This is a genomic window from Comamonas piscis, from assembly GCF_014109725.1.
In the GTDB taxonomy this organism is placed as follows: domain Bacteria; phylum Pseudomonadota; class Gammaproteobacteria; order Burkholderiales; family Burkholderiaceae_C; genus Comamonas; species Comamonas piscis.
Map to the genome: position 1 here is coordinate 4668541 of NZ_CP058554.1, position 17473 is coordinate 4686013.

16 protein-coding genes are annotated in these 17473 nt (G+C 61.1%); 10 read left to right on the forward strand and 6 right to left on the reverse strand.

Annotation, left to right across the window (positions count from 1 at the left end):
• Positions 1–4: 4 nt before the first annotated feature.
• The 4 genes from HS961_RS21125 to HS961_RS21140 all read left to right on the forward strand — a co-directional run bounded on the left by HS961_RS21125 (position 5) and on the right by HS961_RS21140 (position 5053).
• On the forward strand, positions 5–2029 hold the full coding sequence (locus HS961_RS21125; RefSeq protein ID WP_238347692.1) for a PEP/pyruvate-binding domain-containing protein: 2025 nt from the start codon (positions 5–7) through the stop codon (positions 2027–2029).
• Between the two features lie 29 nt (positions 2030–2058).
• Entirely contained in the window at positions 2059–2934 is an 876-nt protein-coding gene (gene prmC, locus HS961_RS21130; RefSeq protein WP_182325405.1) for a peptide chain release factor N(5)-glutamine methyltransferase, read from the forward strand.
• Positions 2935–3043: 109 nt separating this feature from the next.
• Positions 3044–3364: a Grx4 family monothiol glutaredoxin gene (gene grxD, locus HS961_RS21135; protein WP_182325406.1), complete on the forward strand. Its 321-nt coding sequence runs from the start codon at positions 3044–3046 to the stop codon at positions 3362–3364.
• Between the two features lie 348 nt (positions 3365–3712).
• Entirely contained in the window at positions 3713–5053 is a 1341-nt protein-coding gene (locus HS961_RS21140) for a hemolysin family protein (RefSeq protein ID WP_182325407.1), read from the forward strand.
• 107 nt (positions 5054–5160) lie between these two features.
• Here HS961_RS21140 and HS961_RS21145 read toward each other — a convergent pair whose 3' ends face one another.
• A complete protein-coding gene (locus tag HS961_RS21145) occupies positions 5161–5772 on the reverse strand; it encodes a lytic transglycosylase domain-containing protein (protein ID WP_238347693.1) in 612 nt (203 codons plus the stop codon).
• A 127-nt stretch (positions 5773–5899) separates the two neighbouring features.
• Positions 5900–7639, reverse strand: coding sequence for a proline--tRNA ligase (locus tag HS961_RS21150; RefSeq protein WP_182325409.1), 1740 nt, complete (start codon positions 7637–7639; stop codon positions 5900–5902).
• Between the two features lie 92 nt (positions 7640–7731).
• Between HS961_RS21150 and HS961_RS21155 the strand changes: the two genes are divergently transcribed.
• Positions 7732–8427, forward strand: a complete 696-nt coding sequence (locus HS961_RS21155; RefSeq protein WP_182325410.1) for an RNA pyrophosphohydrolase — start codon at positions 7732–7734, stop codon at positions 8425–8427.
• A gap of 80 nt (positions 8428–8507) precedes the next feature.
• Here HS961_RS21155 and proB read toward each other — a convergent pair whose 3' ends face one another.
• The 4 genes from proB to rplU all read right to left on the reverse strand — a co-directional run bounded on the left by proB (position 8508) and on the right by rplU (position 11626).
• On the reverse strand, positions 8508–9647 hold the full coding sequence (gene proB, locus HS961_RS21160) for a glutamate 5-kinase (protein WP_182325411.1): 1140 nt from the start codon (positions 9645–9647) through the stop codon (positions 8508–8510).
• 87 nt (positions 9648–9734) lie between these two features.
• Complete coding sequence (cgtA, locus tag HS961_RS21165; RefSeq protein ID WP_182325412.1) at positions 9735–10850, reverse strand: Obg family GTPase CgtA; 1116 nt, start codon at positions 10848–10850, stop codon at positions 9735–9737.
• A 188-nt stretch (positions 10851–11038) separates the two neighbouring features.
• Entirely contained in the window at positions 11039–11299 is a 261-nt protein-coding gene (gene rpmA / locus HS961_RS21170) for a 50S ribosomal protein L27 (protein ID WP_182325413.1), read from the reverse strand.
• Positions 11300–11314: 15 nt separating this feature from the next.
• On the reverse strand, positions 11315–11626 hold the full coding sequence (rplU, locus tag HS961_RS21175; RefSeq protein WP_027011098.1) for a 50S ribosomal protein L21: 312 nt from the start codon (positions 11624–11626) through the stop codon (positions 11315–11317).
• A 179-nt stretch (positions 11627–11805) separates the two neighbouring features.
• On the opposite strand from rplU, the gene HS961_RS21180 reads away from it, so the two are divergent.
• From HS961_RS21180 to coaE, 5 genes are all read left to right on the forward strand, one after another.
• Positions 11806–12825 carry a polyprenyl synthetase family protein gene (locus HS961_RS21180; protein WP_182325414.1) on the forward strand — a complete coding sequence of 340 codons (1020 nt, stop codon included), beginning with the start codon at positions 11806–11808 and terminating at the stop codon, positions 12823–12825.
• Between the two features lie 161 nt (positions 12826–12986).
• A complete protein-coding gene (gene pilB, locus HS961_RS21185) occupies positions 12987–14720 on the forward strand; it encodes a type IV-A pilus assembly ATPase PilB (protein WP_182325415.1) in 1734 nt (577 codons plus the stop codon).
• 20 nt (positions 14721–14740) lie between these two features.
• Positions 14741–15961: a type II secretion system F family protein gene (locus HS961_RS21190; protein WP_182325416.1), complete on the forward strand. Its 1221-nt coding sequence runs from the start codon at positions 14741–14743 to the stop codon at positions 15959–15961.
• Positions 15962–15963: 2 nt separating this feature from the next.
• Entirely contained in the window at positions 15964–16839 is an 876-nt protein-coding gene (locus HS961_RS21195) for a prepilin peptidase (protein ID WP_238347694.1), read from the forward strand.
• 1 nt (position 16840) lies between these two features.
• On the forward strand, positions 16841–17470 hold the full coding sequence (gene coaE / locus HS961_RS21200; protein ID WP_182325417.1) for a dephospho-CoA kinase: 630 nt from the start codon (positions 16841–16843) through the stop codon (positions 17468–17470).
• Positions 17471–17473 lie beyond the last annotated feature (3 nt).

Below are 17473 nucleotides of genomic sequence, written 5' to 3' on the forward strand. Positions count from 1 at the left end.
AGCCATGGCCACCAGCTGCCCGAATTTTGCATGGAACGCGGTTTGGCGCAGCGCGGGCTACATGGTACTGGTGCTGGCTACCAGCAGCGCCTCGGCTCAACTGGCGCGCAAGCCCTCGATGTATGAGGATGGCCGCACGCCGCAGGAGCTGATCGCCAGGCCAAGCACCAGCACACCCGCCCAAGCCATGGGCGACCATAGCAGCCAACCCTTTGCGGCTGACCTGCCTAGCCAGGCCGCCTTTGAGCAGCTGGCACGCATCTACAACGCCGGCACGCCCCTCGCCCAGCCCCATGTGATCTTTGTGATCGACCGCCAGGCCCAGCCTGCCGCCCGGCTGTACTTCATCAACACGCCGCGTTTCCAGCTGCATGATCGCTTTCTGCGCGAGCAAGGCTTGTTGCGCGGCGGCAAGGACGCGCTGAACCGCAACTACCGCGATGCAGGGCGCCGTTTTATCCTCGGCACCCTGAGCTGGCAGCCGCAGATCGATGGCTTTGTCTATGAATTTTGGGAAGGCGACCAGCTGACAGCGCCCTTGCTGCGCGAAACCGAAGCCCAGCTGCGCAGCCACTTTTTTGCGCCGGTGCAGTTCAAGGCGAATGCCAGCGCGCACGAGCAGGTGGCCGCTGCGGCAGGCATCACGCCAGTCACGCAAAGCGCATTGATCGGCCAGCAGCACTTTTTGCCGCTGAACCCCGGCCAGGCGGTGGGCCGCTTGCGGCTGGTCGACGATATCGACCAAGTACATGATCTACAGCCCAGCGATATCGTGGTGCTGCGCGAGGTGCCCATCACCCTACCTCCCGTGGCAGGGGTACTGACCGAGCAGCCGTCGACCATGGTGTCGCATGTCAACCTGCTGGCGAAGGGCTGGGGAGTGCCCAATGCCTACCTGCGCGATGCCAGCCAGCAGCTGGCAGCACACAACGGCCAATGGATGCAGCTGGCGGTGAGCGCCAAGGACTACCAGTTGCGTGCGGCCACCGATGCCGAACGCGACCAAGCCCTGGCGCGATCCAACATCAAGCGCAGCATCACCGGCGCCAGCATCCAAAAGGACACCCGCAGCAGCACCCTACAGCCACTGGCCGCACTGCGCGCTGCCCACCGCCGCCAATGCGGCGCCAAGGCCGCCAACCTTGGCGAAGTGCGCAATGCGGGCATTGCCGGGGTCCAGGTGCCCGATGGCTTTTGCCTGCCTTTTGGCGCTTACGCCAGCGCAATGCAGCGTTTTGGACTGGCGGAAAAAATGGCACGCATGCAGCAGCAACCCGGCTTTGACAGCGATGCGGCCGTTCGCCGCCGTGCCTTGGCTGCGCTGCGCGCAGAGATCGAGCAGATGCCGATGAATGCCGCATTTGCCAACAGTTTGCAGACGCGCTGGTCCAACCAGTTGCAGCAGGCAGGGGTGTTTGTGCGCAGCTCCTCCAGCTCCGAGGATTTGCCCGGCTTTAGCGGTGCCGGCCTCTACACCACCGTTCCCAATGTGAAGGGTGAGGCAGCCTTGCAGGATGCCGTGCGCAAGGTCTGGGCCTCCGTCTTCAACTTTGAAGCCTGGGAGGCGCGCCGCGCTGCCGGCATTGCACAGGACGAGGTGGCCATGGCCGTGCTGGTGCAAAAGGCGGTGGACTCTGACGCCTCGGGCGTGATGGTCACGCGCGACCCGCTGGGCCACACCCCGCACAGCGTCTTTATCGCCGCCAAGCGCGGCATCGGCATCCGCGTGGTGGAAGGCCGGCGTGTGGCTGAGCAGGTGCTGTACTCGCGCCGCAGCCAGGCGGTGCAGGTGCTCAGCCGCTCTGCCGAAGACACCGAGCTGCGCCTGGCGCCCGGCGGCGGCGTTCAAGAGGTAGCAGTGGCACAGCGCCAGGTGCTGAGTGATGCGCTGGTCAAACGCCTGGCCGCCACAGGCCCTGCCATCGAAAAGCAGTTTGGTGGCCGTACCCAAGATATTGAATGGGCCGCGATAGGTGACCAGATCCTGATCCTGCAATCGCGGCCCTTTGTGCAGGCCGGCCAACAATAGCCCGCACTTACAGCGAACCGCGCATCGACATGATTGCTCCCACCCCCGACACACCCAATATCTCCATCACAGTCACCCAGGCACTGGCGCAAGCCGCTGCACTGGGCATTGCCCGCATTGATGCGCAGATGCTGCTGCTGCATCTTTTCGGCCAGCCCACCCATGCGCGCGCCTGGCTCATCACCCATGACGGCGACTGCCTGAGCAGCGCGCAAAGCAGCCAGTGGCAGCAATGGCTGCAACGCCGCGCCGATGGTGAGCCGGTGGCTTATCTGACGGGCCACAAAGGCTTTTATGGGCTGGATCTGGCCGTGGATGCCCGCGTGCTGGACCCGCGCCCGGACACCGAAACCCTGGTGGACTGGGCGCTGGAGCTGTTGCTCGATGTAGCCCCGGGCCAGCCGCCCTTGCGCCTGGCCGACCTGGGCACCGGCAGCGGCGCTATAGCGCTGGCCTTGCAGCAAGCGCGCCCCAAGGCCGAAGTGTGGGCCGTGGATACCAGCACCGATGCACTGGCTGTTGCCCAGGCCAATGCAGCGCGGCTGCAGCTGCCGGTACGATTTGCCCACAGCCACTGGTTGTCTGCCCTGCAAGGCCCGTTTGATGCCATCGTCAGCAACCCACCCTACATCCGCGACGATGACCCGCATATGCCCGCGCTGCGCCATGAGCCGCGCCAGGCGCTGACCAGTGGTGCGGATGGCCTGGACGATATCCGCCATATCATCGGCACGGCACCCGCTTACCTGCGCGAAGGCGCTTGGTTGCTGATAGAGCATGGCTGGGACCAGGCCGAAGACCTGCGCGCGCTACTGGCCCAGCGCGGTTTTACCCAGGTCCAAAGCCGCAAGGACCTGGCTGGCATCGACCGCGCCAGCGGCGGGCAATGGGCTTCCGTGAAATAATAGTGAACATGTCTGCGCTTGATATGCGGCTCAATGCCCGCATCTTGGAAGCTGAGCCAAGTGCTGACCCGATTACATTGCAACCCACACGCCCCGACGGAGCCCATCCATGAGCGATACCCAACAACGCATCGACCAGCTGGTCAAAGGCCATGACATTGTGCTGTTCATGAAGGGAACGGCCAGCTTTCCGCAATGCGGATTCTCCGGCCGCGCCATTCAAATTCTCAAAGCCAGTGGCGTCGAGACCCGTGGCCTGACCACCGTCAACGTGCTGGAAGACCCCGAGATCCGCCAAGGCATCAAAGATTACAGCCACTGGCCGACCATTCCTCAGCTGTACGTCAAAGGCGAATTTGTTGGCGGCTCGGACATCATGATGGAAATGTATGAGTCCGGTGAGCTGCAGCAACTGGTGGGCACGCTCTGATGGCCTAGCGCCAAGCCCTGCTTGTCGCTGAACAAGCCGCCTTTTCAGGCGGCTTTTTTGCGCCCGGCGGCCGCTCCAGACTGTTTGCAGAGCTGCGCGATGGCGACATGCAATGGCCTTGCCAGCGGCCATAGCCAAGCGGCTCAGGTAAGCTCAGCACAGCAGCTCAGACCCCGCATCGCCCGCCCGCTGTGGGCTTCCAGCGTCTGCTGCCAAAAGCACTTGCCAGTCTCCAGACGGGCATGCGACCATTGAATACCCATTCATACCGCTGGTGACATGTGCACCAGCAGCGCTTTTGCCGAAAAATGTGAGCAGCCGGTCTGCACTGCTCCCGCACGGATTTCTATGAATCTTACGCAGAGTCTCTTTGTCATTGCCTTGCTGATCAGCTTCAGCGCCTTTTTCTCCATGGCGGAGATATCGCTGGCCGCCTCGCGCCGCCTGCGCTTGCGGCAAATGGTGGATGACGGGGACCCGCGTGCAGAACGGGTGATGAAGATCCAGGAGCAGCCCGGCGAGTATTTCACCGTGGTGCAAGTCGGCCAGAATGCCGTGGCCATCCTCGGCGGTATCGTGGGCGAAGGGGCGCTCAGCCCCGTGGTCGCGGGTCTGGCCAGCCATTGGTGGGAGCCCGCAACCGCGCAGACCATCGGCTTTCTGTTCTCGTTCACGGTAGTCACTTCGCTGTTCATCCTGCTGGCCGATCTGCTGCCCAAGCGCCTGTCGATGGCCGAGCCCGAGGCGCTGGCGTTGCGCGTGTCGCGGCCCATGCAGTGGTGCATGACGATCTTCAAACCGGTGGTCTGGTTCTACAGCAAGGCAGCAGATGCGCTGTTTCGGGTGCTGGGCCTGTCCACCATCCGCGATGAAAAGATCACCTACGAAGACATTTTGGCAATGACCGAGGCCGGCGCAAAAGCTGGCGTGCTGGCCGCGCAGGAGCAGCAGGTGATTGCCAACCTGTTTGAACTCGATACCCGCACGGTTGGCTCGGCAATGACCCAGCGCGACCGCATCGCCTTTTTCTACCAGGACGACAGCGACGACATCATCCGCGCCCGCATTGCCGAAGAGCCCTTTTCGACCTACCCGGTCTGCGCCGGCGATATCGACCATGTAGTCGGCTATGTGGATGCCAAGGATTTGTTCCAGCGCGCGCTGAACAACCTGCCGATGAAGCTGCGCGACGAGGGCCTGGTCAAAAAAGCGCTGGTCGTCCCCGACCGGCTGACCCTGGCCGAGGTGCTGCAGCAGTTCCGCCAGGCGCATGAGGACTTTGCCATCATCGTCAATGAATACAGCCTGGTGGTTGGCGTGGTAACGCTCAACGATGTGATGAGCACCGTCATGGGCGACCTGATGGGCCCCGTGGATGAGGAGCTGATCGTGCGCCGCGACGAGACTTCCTGGCTGATTGACGGCATCACCCCCATCGAGGATGTGGAACGGGCCTTGCTGCTGGACGACCTGCCCCATGCCGACGAGTATGAGACCCTGGGTGGCTTCTTGATGGTGATGCTGCGCCGCATCCCGCGCCGCACCGACAAGGTGGTCTGGGGCAAGTACCAGTTCGAGGTGATGGATGTGGACAGCTACCGCATCGACCAGGTGCTGGTCACCGTGGTCGACCCGAACAAGGTGGCGGATTCACCGCTGCCGCCCGCCACCACCAAGCTGCCGGCCTGAGCGCCACCGGCTAGCGCAAAGCAAAAACAAAAGCAAAAGCCACCGCATGCGGTGGCTATTGGGGAAGGCTGCAATGGTGGCCTTGGCAGGCAGCGAGGCCGGTGTCCTTAGGCTTCGATCTTGTTCTCAAACAGCCATTGGCGCTGGGCGCCATAGACCAGGTTCGGGTAGGTGTCCTTGCCCCGGCTGCCGTTGTAACGGCCCAAGGCCATGAACAAATCGCCTTTTTCGCGGTCCATGTAGTGGCGCAGAATCACGCAGCCAAAGCGCAGATTGGTCTGCATATGGAACAGCTTTGCAGCATCGCCATCGCCAATCACGCGGGTCCAAAACGGCATCACCTGCATGTAGCCGCGCGCGCCCACATTGGACATCGCGAACTTGCGGAAACCGCTTTCGACTTGGATGAGGCCGAGTACCAACGATTCATCGAGGCGTGCACGCCGGGCTTCGTACCAGACGGTTTGCAGAAAATCCCGGCGCACTTCCCAATCGGGCTTGCGCCGGCGTAGGCGGTCGCTCATCGCGCCCAGCCAACGCAGATAGACGATCTTTGCCTCGGTCGATACAAACACCGGCTCGGGCGGCGCGGCGCTGCCAATGGCGGCGGTCAGCGCCGAGCGGATCGAGTCAATCAGGGGCTCTTCGAGCTGACCACCCGCATGCGCGGCCTGCGGCGCAGCCAGCCAGGCGCCTGGCCCAGCCAGCACCGATGCCATGGCCGCGCGGCGTGATACGCCCGCAGGTAAAGCTATGCGTGAGCCTGACATCCTGAATCGATCCCTCTGTGACTATATGTGTGCGGCGCCTGGCGGCATGGGCTGCGTTGGCAGCCCATGGCCCGCATCAGGCCAAACGGCTGGTGATAAAGCTGAACACCTCGGCCACCGCGACCTTGGTGGCAGCAGTGTCGCGGCGCTGCTGGTACTCGACCATGCCTTCTTGCAGGCCCCGGTCGCCCAACACCACGCGGTGTGGCACACCAATCAGCTCCCAATCGGCCAACATGGCACCGGGGCGCTCGCCGCGGTCGTCCAGTATCACATCGACACCGGCAGCCAACAAGTCTGCGTGTAGCTTTTCAGCCGCAGTCTTGACGGCCTCGCTGCGGTCCATGCCGATGGGGCAGATCACCACCGTGAAAGGCGCAATCGCGTCCGGCCAGATGATGCCGCGCTCGTCATGGTTCTGCTCCACCGCTGCAGCAGGCAGGCGGGTGATACCAATGCCGTAGCAGCCCATCTCGAACTCGCTGGGCTTGCCGTTGTCCGCCAGGAAAGTGGCCTTCATCGCCTTGGAGTACTTGGTGCCCAGGTAGAACACATGGCCAATCTCGATGCCGCGCTCGATGGCCAGCTCGCCTTTGCCGTCTGGCGACAGATCGCCGACCACCACATTGCGCAGGTCCGCGACCAAGCTGGGCTCGGGCAGATCACGGCCCCAGTTCACACCGGTCAAGTGGTAGTCGGCCTCATTGGCGCCGCAGACCCAGTCGGCCATCACGGCCACATCGCGGTCCACCACCAGCTTGACGGGCTTTTTCAGGCCGATCGGGCCCAGGTAGCCGGGCTGGCAGCCAAAGTGTTCTTCGATCTCGCTCACCGTCGCAAAACGGAAGTCCGCCAGGCCTTCGACCTTGCCCACCTTGATCTCGTTCATGTCGTGGTCACCGCGCAGCAGCAGCAGCCAGACCTGGGAACCCAGAATATCGCCCTTATCATTGGTCTCATCGGTGGCCAGCACCAAGGATTTGACCGTGTTGGCCAAAGGCAGGTTCAGCAACTCAGCCACATCGGCACAGGTGCTTTTGCCCGGCGTGGCGGTCTTGGCCATGGCCTGCGCTGCAGCCGCGCGCGCTTGCGTAGGCGCCAGGCTTTCTGCCTTTTCGATATTGGCGGCGTAATCGCTGTTGGGGCAGTAGACGATCGCGTCTTCGCCGGTCGCAGCAATCACCTGGAACTCTTCGCTCAGGTCGCCACCAATGGCGCCACTGTCTGCGCGCACAGCGCGGTACTGCAGACCAAAGCGGTCAAAAATGCGCTTGTAGGCGGCGCGCATGGTCTGGTAGCTGATTTGGGCAGCATCGCGGTCCTTGTCGAAGGAATAGGCATCCTTCATGATGAACTCGCGGCCGCGCATCAGGCCAAAGCGGGGACGGCGCTCGTCGCGGAACTTGGTCTGGATCTGGTAGAGGTTCTTGGGCAGCTGCTTGTAGCTCTTGAACTCCTGGCGGGCGATGTCGGTCACCACTTCTTCGCTGGTTGGCTGGATGACAAAATCACGCGCGTGGCGGTCCTGGATGCGCAGAAGCTCGGCACCCATCTTGTCAAAACGGCCGGTCTCTTGCCACAGCTCGGCGGGTTGCACCACCGGCATGGTCACCTCGATGCCGCCAGCGCGGTTCATCTCTTCGCGCACGATGGCCTCGACCTTGCGAATCACGCGCAGTCCCATCGGCATGTAGTTGTAGATGCCAGCGCCGAGCTTCTTGATCATGCCGGCACGGGTCATCAGCTGGTGGCTAGCGATCTCAGCGTCCGCAGGCGCTTCCTTCAGGGTCGAAATGAGAAATTGCGAAGCTTTCATAGTCTATGGCAATGGACCTAGTAGTTGCCCCCTTGAAGATGGCTTCAAGGCACAGGCATAATGGACACAGTTTAAAAAATTGGGGTTAGATTATGCTGGACCGAGATGGCTTTAGGCCAAACGTCGGCATCATCCTGCTCAACCAGCGCAATCAGGTGTTTTGGGGCAAGCGCATCCGCACCCACAGCTGGCAGTTTCCGCAGGGTGGTATTGACCGTGGAGAAACCCCCGAGCAGGCGATGTTTCGAGAGCTGCATGAGGAAGTAGGCTTGCGACCGGAGCATGTACGTATTGTGGCTAGAACGCGGGATTGGCTACGGTACGAGGTGCCCGAACGCTTCATCCGCCGCGATGCCAGAGGCTATTATCGCGGACAAAAGCAGATTTGGTTTTTGCTCCAGTTAACGGGGCACGACTGGGACCTGAATCTGCGCGCCACCAACCATCCGGAGTTTGATGCCTGGCGCTGGAATGACTACTGGGTGCCGCTGGATGTGGTGGTGGAATTCAAGCGGGGCGTTTACGAGATGGCGTTGACTGAGCTGTCGCGCTATGTGCCGCGCAACGATCCGCGCAACCGCTATTTGCGCAGCAATGCGCGCCTGCGCGATGGCGAGCCGCACGAGGCAGAGATGGTGACCACTGAAACCCTGCAGGTGTCGGTAACCACCGTCGTCAGCTACCACTCGCCTCTGCGCATGATGCAGGACATGGAACTGCCGCCTGGTGCCAGCTTTGACCCTGACCCGGGCAATGCCGGGCACAACCCCGGCAGCAGCAACGTTTAGCTCAGCGCAAAAAGCGTCCTAATCAGGACGCTTTTTACATGGGCGCTGCGTTTACAAGCAGCAGCAGCGGTATTGCGGATTCAGTGCCCCGTCAGCACCATATTGTCTCGGTGCAGCATCTCAGGCTCGCCGGTATAACCCAGCAGTTGCTCGAATTCTGCCGATGGCTTGCGGCACAGGCGCCGCGCCTCGGCGCTGCTGTAGTTGGCCAGGCCGCGTGCCAGCTCGCTGCCCTCGGGATCACGCACCCCAATCACCTCGCCACGCGAGAACTCGCCATGCACGCTGACCATGCCAATGGGCAGCAGGCTCTTGCCAGCGCTGCGCAGTTTCTGGGCAGCACCGGCATCCACGCTGACATAGCCGTGCATCTGCAGGTGGTCCATCATCCACTGCTTGCGCGCCTGGTTCTTGTGGGTGGCAGCCAGCAGCAAAGTACCGATGGCCTCGCCCTCGGCAAGGCGCAGCAGCACATTTTGCTCACGCCCCCAGGCAATAACGGTGGATGCACCAGAGCCTGCAGCCCGCTTGGCTGCCAGGATCTTGGTGAGCATCCCGCCCTTGCCAATGCCCGAGCCCGCGCCGCCGGCCATGGCTTCGAGCTTCAGATCACCGGCCTGCGCTTCATGCACAAATTCTGCGTCCGGGTTCTTGCGCGGATCGGCGGTATAGAGACCCTTTTGGTCGGTCAAAATCACCAGCGCATCGGCCTCCACCAGGTTGGCGACCAGCGCACCCAAGGTGTCGTTGTCACCAAACTTGATTTCGTCGTTGACGACCGTGTCGTTCTCGTTGATCACCGGCACCACACCCAGCTGCAGCAAGGTCAGCAAGGTGACGCGTGCATTGAGGTAGCGCTCGCGGTCTGCCAAGTCGGCATGGGTCAGCAGCACCTGGGCGCTGCCCAGGTTTTGCTCGCGCAGCTTGGTCTCGTACATCTGCACCAGGCCCATTTGCCCGACCGCTGCAGCGGCCTGCAACTCATGGATCTCTTTAGGCCGCTGGGACCAGCCCAGGCGCTTCATGCCCTCGGCTACGGCGCCGCTGGAGACCATAATGACCTCGCGCTTCGCGCCCCCCTCACCATGCACCAGAGCGGCCAATTGGCGGCTCCATTCCGTGATGGCGCCTTCATCGAGACCTTTGCCTTCGTTGGTGACGAGGCTGGAGCCGACCTTGACCACGATGCGACGTGCGTCGCGCAGTACGTTCGATGCCATTTTTGCTTTTCTCTGGCGTTTGCGCCCGCCTGGCGAGCGCAAGCAGCTGTCAATGAATGAGTAACCTGGGAGGTGCGTAGGCGCCGATCAATCGCGTGAAGAAAAGCGCGGATCGTCCGACAGATCAGGCTGCGCCGGCTCTGCTTCCGCAGCAAAGCGCGGATCGATGTCTTCCGGCTCGTGCTCGGCCTTTTGCATCTTGTGCACGAACTGGAAGATCTCCTTGATCAGCGGCTCACAGCCCTCACGCGTCAAGGCCGAGATCTCGTAGACGGGGCCCTTCCACTTGTAGCGCTTGACGAAATCCTTGACCTTGGCCACCCGCTCATCACCCGGCACCATGTCCAGCTTGTTGAGCACCAGCCAGCGTGGTTTGTTGAAGAGGTCTTCGTCGTATTTCTTCAGCTCAGTTACAATCGCCTTGGCCTGCGCCACCGGATCCACACCCTCGTCAAACGGCGCTACATCCACGACGTGCAACAGCAAGCGCGTGCGCTGCAAATGGCGCAAAAACTGGTGACCCAGGCCGGCGCCATCCGACGCGCCCTCGATCAAACCCGGGATATCCGCGACGACAAAGCTTTTTTCGGGACCTACGCGCACAACGCCCAAGTTGGGGTGCAAGGTGGTGAAGGGGTAATCGGCAATCTTGGGGCGGGCGTTGGAGACCGCAGCGATAAAGGTTGATTTGCCGGCATTGGGCATGCCCAGCAGGCCCACATCGGCCAGCACCTTCAGCTCCAGCTTCAGGTTGCGGCGCTCGCCCTTCCAGCCGGGCGTCTTCTGGCGAGGCGCACGGTTGATCGCACTTTTGAAGCGCAAATTGCCAAAGCCGCCGTCACCGCCCTTGGCGATGGTGATCACCTCGCCCGGGTTGAGCAACTCAAACAGCACTTCGCCGGTCTCGGCGTCGGTGATGATGGTGCCCACCGGCATGTGCAAGGTGATGTCCTTGCCTGCGCAGCCAAACATGTCCGAGCCCTTGCCGTGCTCGCCGCGCTCGGCGTCGTGGCGGCGCGAGTAGCGGTAGTCGATCAGGGTGTTGAGGTTGACGTCTGCCAGCGCATAGACATGGCCGCCGCGCCCACCATCACCACCGTCCGGGCCACCGAACTCCTTGTACTTTTCATGGCGGAACGACACACAGCCATTGCCACCATCGCCAGCTGCAATGTCAATAAACGCTTCATCTACGAATTTCATGGTCGTTATCCACCCGCCCTGGTACAGGAGTTACGGGAATTGTTCTGCTGCAACCCGAAGCTGCAGCCTTGCCAAAACCGCTATTGTCGCACCGGGGCGCCAAGCGGGTCGGCCCAAAAACACCAAAGCCCCGACTGCGCGGGGCTTTGGACAAGGCCAGCAATGGCCTTAAAGACACTTGTCTTGTCTTAAGCAGCCTTGGTGATGCTCACCGTGTGCTTGGACAAAGCGCCCTTGGTTTCGAACGACACGTGGCCGTCCACCAGAGCAAACAAAGTGTGGTCCTTGCCCAGACCGACATTGGTGCCGGGGTGGAACTTGGTGCCACGTTGACGCACGATGATCGAACCAGCGCTGATCAATTGACCACCGAAAGCCTTCACACCCAGCATTTTTGGCTTGGAATCACGTCCATTGCGCGTAGAGCCGCCGCCTTTTTTTTGTGCCATGAGATATAGCTCCTGTTAAGCTGCAATCGCGCCGATTTGCAGCTCAGTGAACTGCTGGCGATGGCCTTGGCGCTTCTGATAGTGCTTACGACGACGCATTTTGAAAATGCGAACCTTGTCGTGCTTGCCGTGGGCTACTACCGTAACCGTCACAGTTGCTCCGGACACCAAGGGCGTACCAACCTTCAACTCTGCGCCGTCGCCGACTGCCAGAACTTGGTCGATCACGATTTCTTGGCCTACGTCCGCAGCGATCTGTTCTACCTTGATTTTTTCGCCGGAAGCAACACGATACTGTTTGCCACCGGTTTTTATGACCGCGTACATAAGAACCTCTAAAAAGGGGATAGTCTCGCAAAGAAATTTCGCAAGAGCCGAAGATTGTAGCACGGAGCACTGAAAGACGCAAACCCCTCGCGTTTTCGCACCACAAAGCCGGTCAGAAAGCGCATCCCCAAGGCGGACAACGGGCCATGACTGCAAGCGGCGCTGCTCTCGTTTCTATAATGCGCTATCCATCCAATGCCGAGATAGCCGCCTTGTCCGAGTCCAACACTCCCAACCCGTCCAACCCCTTGAGCCTCGTCGCTGGCGATATGCGACAGGTTGATGCCGTGATCGCCAGGCGCCTGAGCTCTTCCGTACCGCTGATTGGCGAGGTCTCACACTACATCATCTCGGCGGGCGGCAAGCGCTTGCGCCCCGCGCTGCTGCTGCTGGTGGCCGGCGCCCTTGAGTACCGGGGCGACCAGCACTTCAACCTGGCAGCCGTGGTGGAGTTCATCCACACCGCCACCTTGCTGCACGACGATGTGGTGGACGAATCCACCATGCGGCGTGGCAAACCCACGGCCAATGAGAGCTTTGGCAATGCAGCCAGCGTGCTGGTCGGGGATTTTCTGCACTCGCGCGCCTTCCAGATGATGGTCGACGCCGATAGCATGCGCGTCATGCAGATCCTGTCGGAAGCCACCAACATCATCGCCGAGGGCGAGGTGCAGCAGCTGATCAACACACACAACGTGGACCTGGATGAAGCGGGCTACCTGGCCGTCATCCGCTCCAAGACCGCCAAGCTGTTCGAGGCCAGCGCCCGTCTGGCTGCGGTACTGACAGAAGCGCCAGCGGAGCTGGAAGAGGCCTGCGCCAACTACGGCCGGTCGCTGGGCACTGCCTTTCAGGTGATCGACGATGCGCTGGACTACGATGGTGACACCACCGTGATGGGCAAGAATATTGGCGATGATTTGCGCGAAGGCAAGGTCACCCTGCCCTTGATCATTGCCATGCAGCGCGCCAACGCGCAAGATCGGCAGATGATTGTCGATGCCATCGAACAAGGCTCAACCCCGCATATGGCGGATATCGTGCAGGTCGTCAAGGACACCGGCTCGCTGGCCGCAACCCGCGCTGCCGCTGCGCTGCAGGCCCAGGAGGCCATTGATTGCCTCGCCTTGCTGCCCCGCAATGCGTATACGCAGGCGCTGAACACCCTGGCATCGCAATTGCTTGATCGTCGGGAGTAGCACGCTTGGCTGCCTGCAGCCACTTACTGATACTGCTGACTGTCGCGGATCCACTGCAGTCACCGCGTCTGCCAGACGTATTCTTTTGTTAAATCTCCGAACAACTGCTAAAGTTTGCCGGATTACGCAGCGAGGCTATAGACGATAGGCGTCCCCTTTACATGCCTGACATCAACACCCCCCCCAAAGCCGTCGCCCTCCCCGGTATCGCCAGAGCCCTGGTTGCCAGCGGAAAACTCCCCATTGCCAAGGCGGAGGCCCTGTACGCCACCAGCCTCAAAAGCAAGAACAGCTTTATTGGCGAACTGGTCGCCAGCGGCGCTGTTTCCAGCAGCGATGTTGCGACCATCATCTCGACGGTTTATGGCGCACCCATGGTCGATCTCGATGCCATCGACCTGAGTCGGCTGGCACCGGGCCTGCTCGACAACAAGCTGGCGCTGACCAACAAGATCATCCCACTGGCCAAGCGCGGCAACCGCCTGGTAGTAGTCACGGCTGACCCCACCGACCATTCGGTGGCCGAACAGATCAAGTTCTCGACCCAGCTGAGCGTGGACTGGGTCATCGCCGAGCATGCCAAGCTGGTCAAAGCGCTGGAGGTGGTGGCCAAAAAGGGTGGCGACAACATCCAGGACATGATCACCGGTGACGTCAATCTCAATGAGTTCGAGATTGATGACGAATCGGTGAACACCGACAGCAGCAGCAGCGACGAAACCGAAGTCGAAGACGCGCCCATCGTCAAGTTTCTGCAAAAGATGCTCATCGACGCCTTCAATGCGCGCGCGTCTGATTTGCACTTTGAGCCCTACGAACACCAGTACCGCATCCGTTTTCGCATTGACGGCGAACTGCGCGAGATTGCCTCGCCCCCTCCCGCGATCAAGGACAAGCTGGCCTCGCGTATCAAGGTGATCTCGCGCCTGGACATCTCGGAAAAGCGCGTTCCCCAGGACGGCCGGATGAAGCTGAAGATCGGCGCCGACCGGGTGATCGATTTCCGGGTCAGCACCCTGCCTACGCTGTTTGGCGAAAAGATCGTTATCCGTATTCTTGACCCCAGCAGCGCCAAGCTGGGCATTGATGCGCTGGGCTACGAGCCCGAAGAGAAGGCACGCCTGCTGAGCGCTATCAAGCGGCCGTACGGCATGATTTTGGTCACCGGCCCCACGGGCTCGGGCAAGACCGTGTCGCTCTATACCTGCCTGAACATTCTCAATACGCCGGCGGTCAATATCGCGACGGCGGAAGACCCCTCCGAAATCAACCTGCCGGGCGTCAACCAGGTCAACGTGAACGAGAAGGCCGGCTTGACCTTTGCGACGGCGCTCAAGTCCTTTCTGCGCCAGGATCCCGACATCATCATGGTCGGTGAAATCCGGGATTTGGAGACCGCCGACATCGCAATCAAGGCCGCGCAGACCGGCCACTTGGTGCTGTCCACCCTGCACACCAACGACGCGCCCACCACTTTGACGCGTATGCGCAATATGGGTATCGCGCCGTTCAATATCGCCTCCAGCGTGATCCTGATCACCGCGCAGCGCCTGGCACGCAAGCTCTGCCCCATCTGCAAGCGGCCCACGGAGATTCCGCATGAGGCCTTGCTGGAAGCGGGCTTCAAGGAAGAAGAGCTGGACGGCACCTGGATGCCTTATGAGGCCGTCGGCTGCGACGCCTGCAACAATGGCTACAAGGGCCGTCTGGGCATCTACCAGGTGATGCCGATCTCCGAAGAAACACAGCGCATCATCTTGCGCGATGGCAGCGCACTGGAAATTGCGGAGCAGGCCGTTCTGGAGAACGTTAGGTCCTTGCGTGCATCCGGCCTGCACAAGGTCAAAAAGGGACTGACCTCACTGGAAGAGGTCTTAGCCGTCACCAACGAATAAAGCAACGAGGGCAGGGATAAATGGCAACCACAGTCAATAAGAAAACATCGAACGAAGCCGTTTATGAGTGGGAAGGCAAGGACCGCAACGGCAAGATCGTGCGCGGCGAGTCCCGCGCGGGCGGCGAAAACCAGGTCATCGCATCTTTGCGGCGCCAAGGCATCTTGCCGTCCAAGATCAAAAAGCGCCGCATGCGCTCAGGCAAGCGCATCAAGCCCAAGGACATCGCCCTGTTCACACGCCAGCTGGCGACGATGATGAAGGCCGGTGTGCCCTTGCTGCAGGCTTTTGACATCGTCGGCCGAGGCAGCACCAACCCCAGCGTGACCAAGCTACTGAATGATGTGCGCAGCGATGTGGAGTCGGGCTCGTCGCTAAGCACCGCTTTCCGCCGCCACCCCATGTACTTCAATGCGCTGTACTGCAACCTGGTGGAAGCCGGTGAAGCGGCCGGTATCTTGGAAGGCCTGCTCGACCGCCTCGCGACTTACATGGAAAAGACCGAGGCCATCAAGAGCAAGATCCGCTCGGCCTTGATGTACCCGACCTCGGTGGTCATCGTGGCCTTTGTCGTGGTGGCCATCATCATGATCTTTGTGATCCCTGCTTTCAAGGATGTGTTCTCTTCATTCGGCGCTGACCTGCCGGGTCCGACCTTGATCGTGATGGCCATCAGCGAGTTCTTTGTGAGCTACTGGTACCTGATCTTTTTTGGCATTGGTGGCAGCATTTACTTCTTCCTGCAGGCCTGGAAGCGCAGCGAAAAAATGCAACGCACGATGGACCGCTGGCTGCTGCGGGTACCTATCTTTGGCCCGCTGATTGAGAAATCCTGCGTGGCGCGCTGGACGCGCACCTTGTCGACGATGTTTGCTGCCGGTGTGCCCTTGGTCGAAGCACTGGACTCGGTGGGTGGTGCCTCCGGCAATGCCGTGTTTGCGGTGGCCACTGAAAAGATCCAGCAGCAGGTATCGACTGGTACCAGCCTCACAGTTGCGATGTCCGACGCCAATGTCTTCCCTTCGATGGTGTTGCAGATGTGCGCGATCGGCGAAGAATCGGGCTCGATCGACCACATGCTGAGCAAGGCAGCCGACTTTTACGAAGCCGAAGTGGACGAGGCGGTTGCCGGCTTGTCCAGCCTGATGGAACCCATCATCATCGTGTTTCTGGGCACGCTCATCGGCGGCATTGTGGTATCGATGTACCTGCCTATTTTCAAGCTCGGTCAGGTGGTTTAAGCGTGTCCGAAGCACTATTGAACACAGCGCTGTTTGCACTGATCGGCCTGCTGGTGGGCAGCTTTTTGAATGTGGTCGTTCACCGCCTGCCACTGATGCTGGAGCGCCAGTGGCGACGTGATGCCCAGGACATGCTGGCAGCGACAGACACGGCGCAGGCCCACGAATCAGAGGCAACGCCGGAGGCCAAAGCGGACCGTTTCAACCTCTGGGCGCCCGCATCGCGCTGCCCGCATTGCAGCCACCAGATCCGCTGGTATGAGAACGTGCCCGTCATCAGCTGGCTGTTTCTGCGTGGCCGATGCAGCCAGTGCAGTGCGCGTATCTCTGCCCGCTATCCTCTGGTTGAAATCGCCAACAGCTTGCTGTGGGCCTACTGCATCCACCGCTGGGGCCTGGGGGCTACAGGGTTGGCCTGGTGCTTCTTTTCGTCGATGCTGCTGACGGCAGCGCTGATTGACTGGGACACCACCCTGCTGCCCGATGACCTGACCCTGCCCTTGCTCTGGGCGGGCCTGCTTTGCAGCGCGATGGGCTGGATTGATGTGTCCCTCAAGGACTCCTTGTTCGGCGCGGCCATCGGTTATCTGGTGTTGTGGCTGATTTACTGGGCCTTCAAGCTGCTCACCGGCAAGGAAGGCATGGGCTATGGCGATTTCAAGCTGCTGGCCGCCTTAGGCGCCTGGTTTGGCTGGCAAGCGCTGATTCCCATCGCATTGTTCTCCTCGGTGGTGGGTGCGGTCATTGGCATTGCGATGAAGATCTTCTCCAACCTGCGCGAGGGCGGCTACATCCCCTTTGGCCCCTTTTTGGCGGGCGCCGGCTTTTTGGTGATGTGGTTCGGCACCGGCATTGTCGACCGCTTGCTGCAGCCCTGATATGCGGCCGCGCATTGGCGTCACCGGGGGCATCGGCAGCGGCAAGAGCACGGTGACCCAGGGCTTTGCCCAGTGGGGCTGCCATGTGATCGATGCCGACCAGATTGCCCGCAGCCTGACCTTGGCCGGTGGCGCGGCCATTGCACCGATTGCGGCGCAGATGGGCGCGCACTTTATCGGTGCGGATGGGGCACTCGACCGCGCACAGATGCGGGATGCCGCTTTCCGCGAACCCGCATTCAAGGCACAGCTTGAAGGGATCCTGCACCCGCTGATCCGCCAGCTTATCGACCAGCAGTACCAGCAGGCCAGCACCGAAACGGATGCCCCGCTGGTGATTTTCGACATTCCCTTGTTGGCCGAATCCAGCCAGTGGAGCCCGCGCCTGGACCAGGTGATTGTGGTGGACTGCCTGGAAAGCACCCAGATCGCGCGCGTGCAGCAGCGCAACCAGCTGTCCAAGTCAGCCATCGAGGCCATCATGGCCCAGCAAGCCAGCCGCCTGCAGCGCCTGCGCAAGGCCGATTGGGTGCTGTGGAATGAAACGCTGTCGTTACAAGCGCTAGGCGACCAAGTATTCGACCTATACAATCAGTTGATAGCCAACTACTGCCCTCCGCAGCCCGATTGATCC

What these genes read in the sequence shown, in the direction of transcription:
- HS961_RS21125 (WP_238347692.1), top strand. Translation starts at nt 5, where the DNA reads ATGGCCACCAGCTGCCCGAATTTTGCATGGAACGCGGTTTGGCGCAGC.
- prmC (WP_182325405.1), top strand. Translation starts at nt 2,059, where the DNA reads ATGATTGCTCCCACCCCCGACACACCCAATATCTCCATCACAGTCACC.
- grxD (WP_182325406.1), top strand. Translation starts at nt 3,044, where the DNA reads ATGAGCGATACCCAACAACGCATCGACCAGCTGGTCAAAGGCCATGAC.
- HS961_RS21140 (WP_182325407.1), top strand. Translation starts at nt 3,713, where the DNA reads ATGAATCTTACGCAGAGTCTCTTTGTCATTGCCTTGCTGATCAGCTTC.
- HS961_RS21145 (WP_238347693.1), bottom strand. Translation starts at nt 5,772, where the DNA reads ATGGCATCGGTGCTGGCTGGGCCAGGCGCCTGGCTGGCTGCGCCGCAG.
- HS961_RS21150 (WP_182325409.1), bottom strand. Translation starts at nt 7,639, where the DNA reads ATGAAAGCTTCGCAATTTCTCATTTCGACCCTGAAGGAAGCGCCTGCG.
- HS961_RS21155 (WP_182325410.1), top strand. Translation starts at nt 7,732, where the DNA reads ATGCTGGACCGAGATGGCTTTAGGCCAAACGTCGGCATCATCCTGCTC.
- proB (WP_182325411.1), bottom strand. Translation starts at nt 9,647, where the DNA reads ATGGCATCGAACGTACTGCGCGACGCACGTCGCATCGTGGTCAAGGTC.
- cgtA (WP_182325412.1), bottom strand. Translation starts at nt 10,850, where the DNA reads ATGAAATTCGTAGATGAAGCGTTTATTGACATTGCAGCTGGCGATGGT.
- rpmA (WP_182325413.1), bottom strand. Translation starts at nt 11,299, where the DNA reads ATGGCACAAAAAAAAGGCGGCGGCTCTACGCGCAATGGACGTGATTCC.
- rplU (WP_027011098.1), bottom strand. Translation starts at nt 11,626, where the DNA reads ATGTACGCGGTCATAAAAACCGGTGGCAAACAGTATCGTGTTGCTTCC.
- HS961_RS21180 (WP_182325414.1), top strand. Translation starts at nt 11,806, where the DNA reads ATGCGCTATCCATCCAATGCCGAGATAGCCGCCTTGTCCGAGTCCAAC.
- pilB (WP_182325415.1), top strand. Translation starts at nt 12,987, where the DNA reads ATGCCTGACATCAACACCCCCCCCAAAGCCGTCGCCCTCCCCGGTATC.
- HS961_RS21190 (WP_182325416.1), top strand. Translation starts at nt 14,741, where the DNA reads ATGGCAACCACAGTCAATAAGAAAACATCGAACGAAGCCGTTTATGAG.
- coaE (WP_182325417.1), top strand. Translation starts at nt 16,841, where the DNA reads ATGCGGCCGCGCATTGGCGTCACCGGGGGCATCGGCAGCGGCAAGAGC.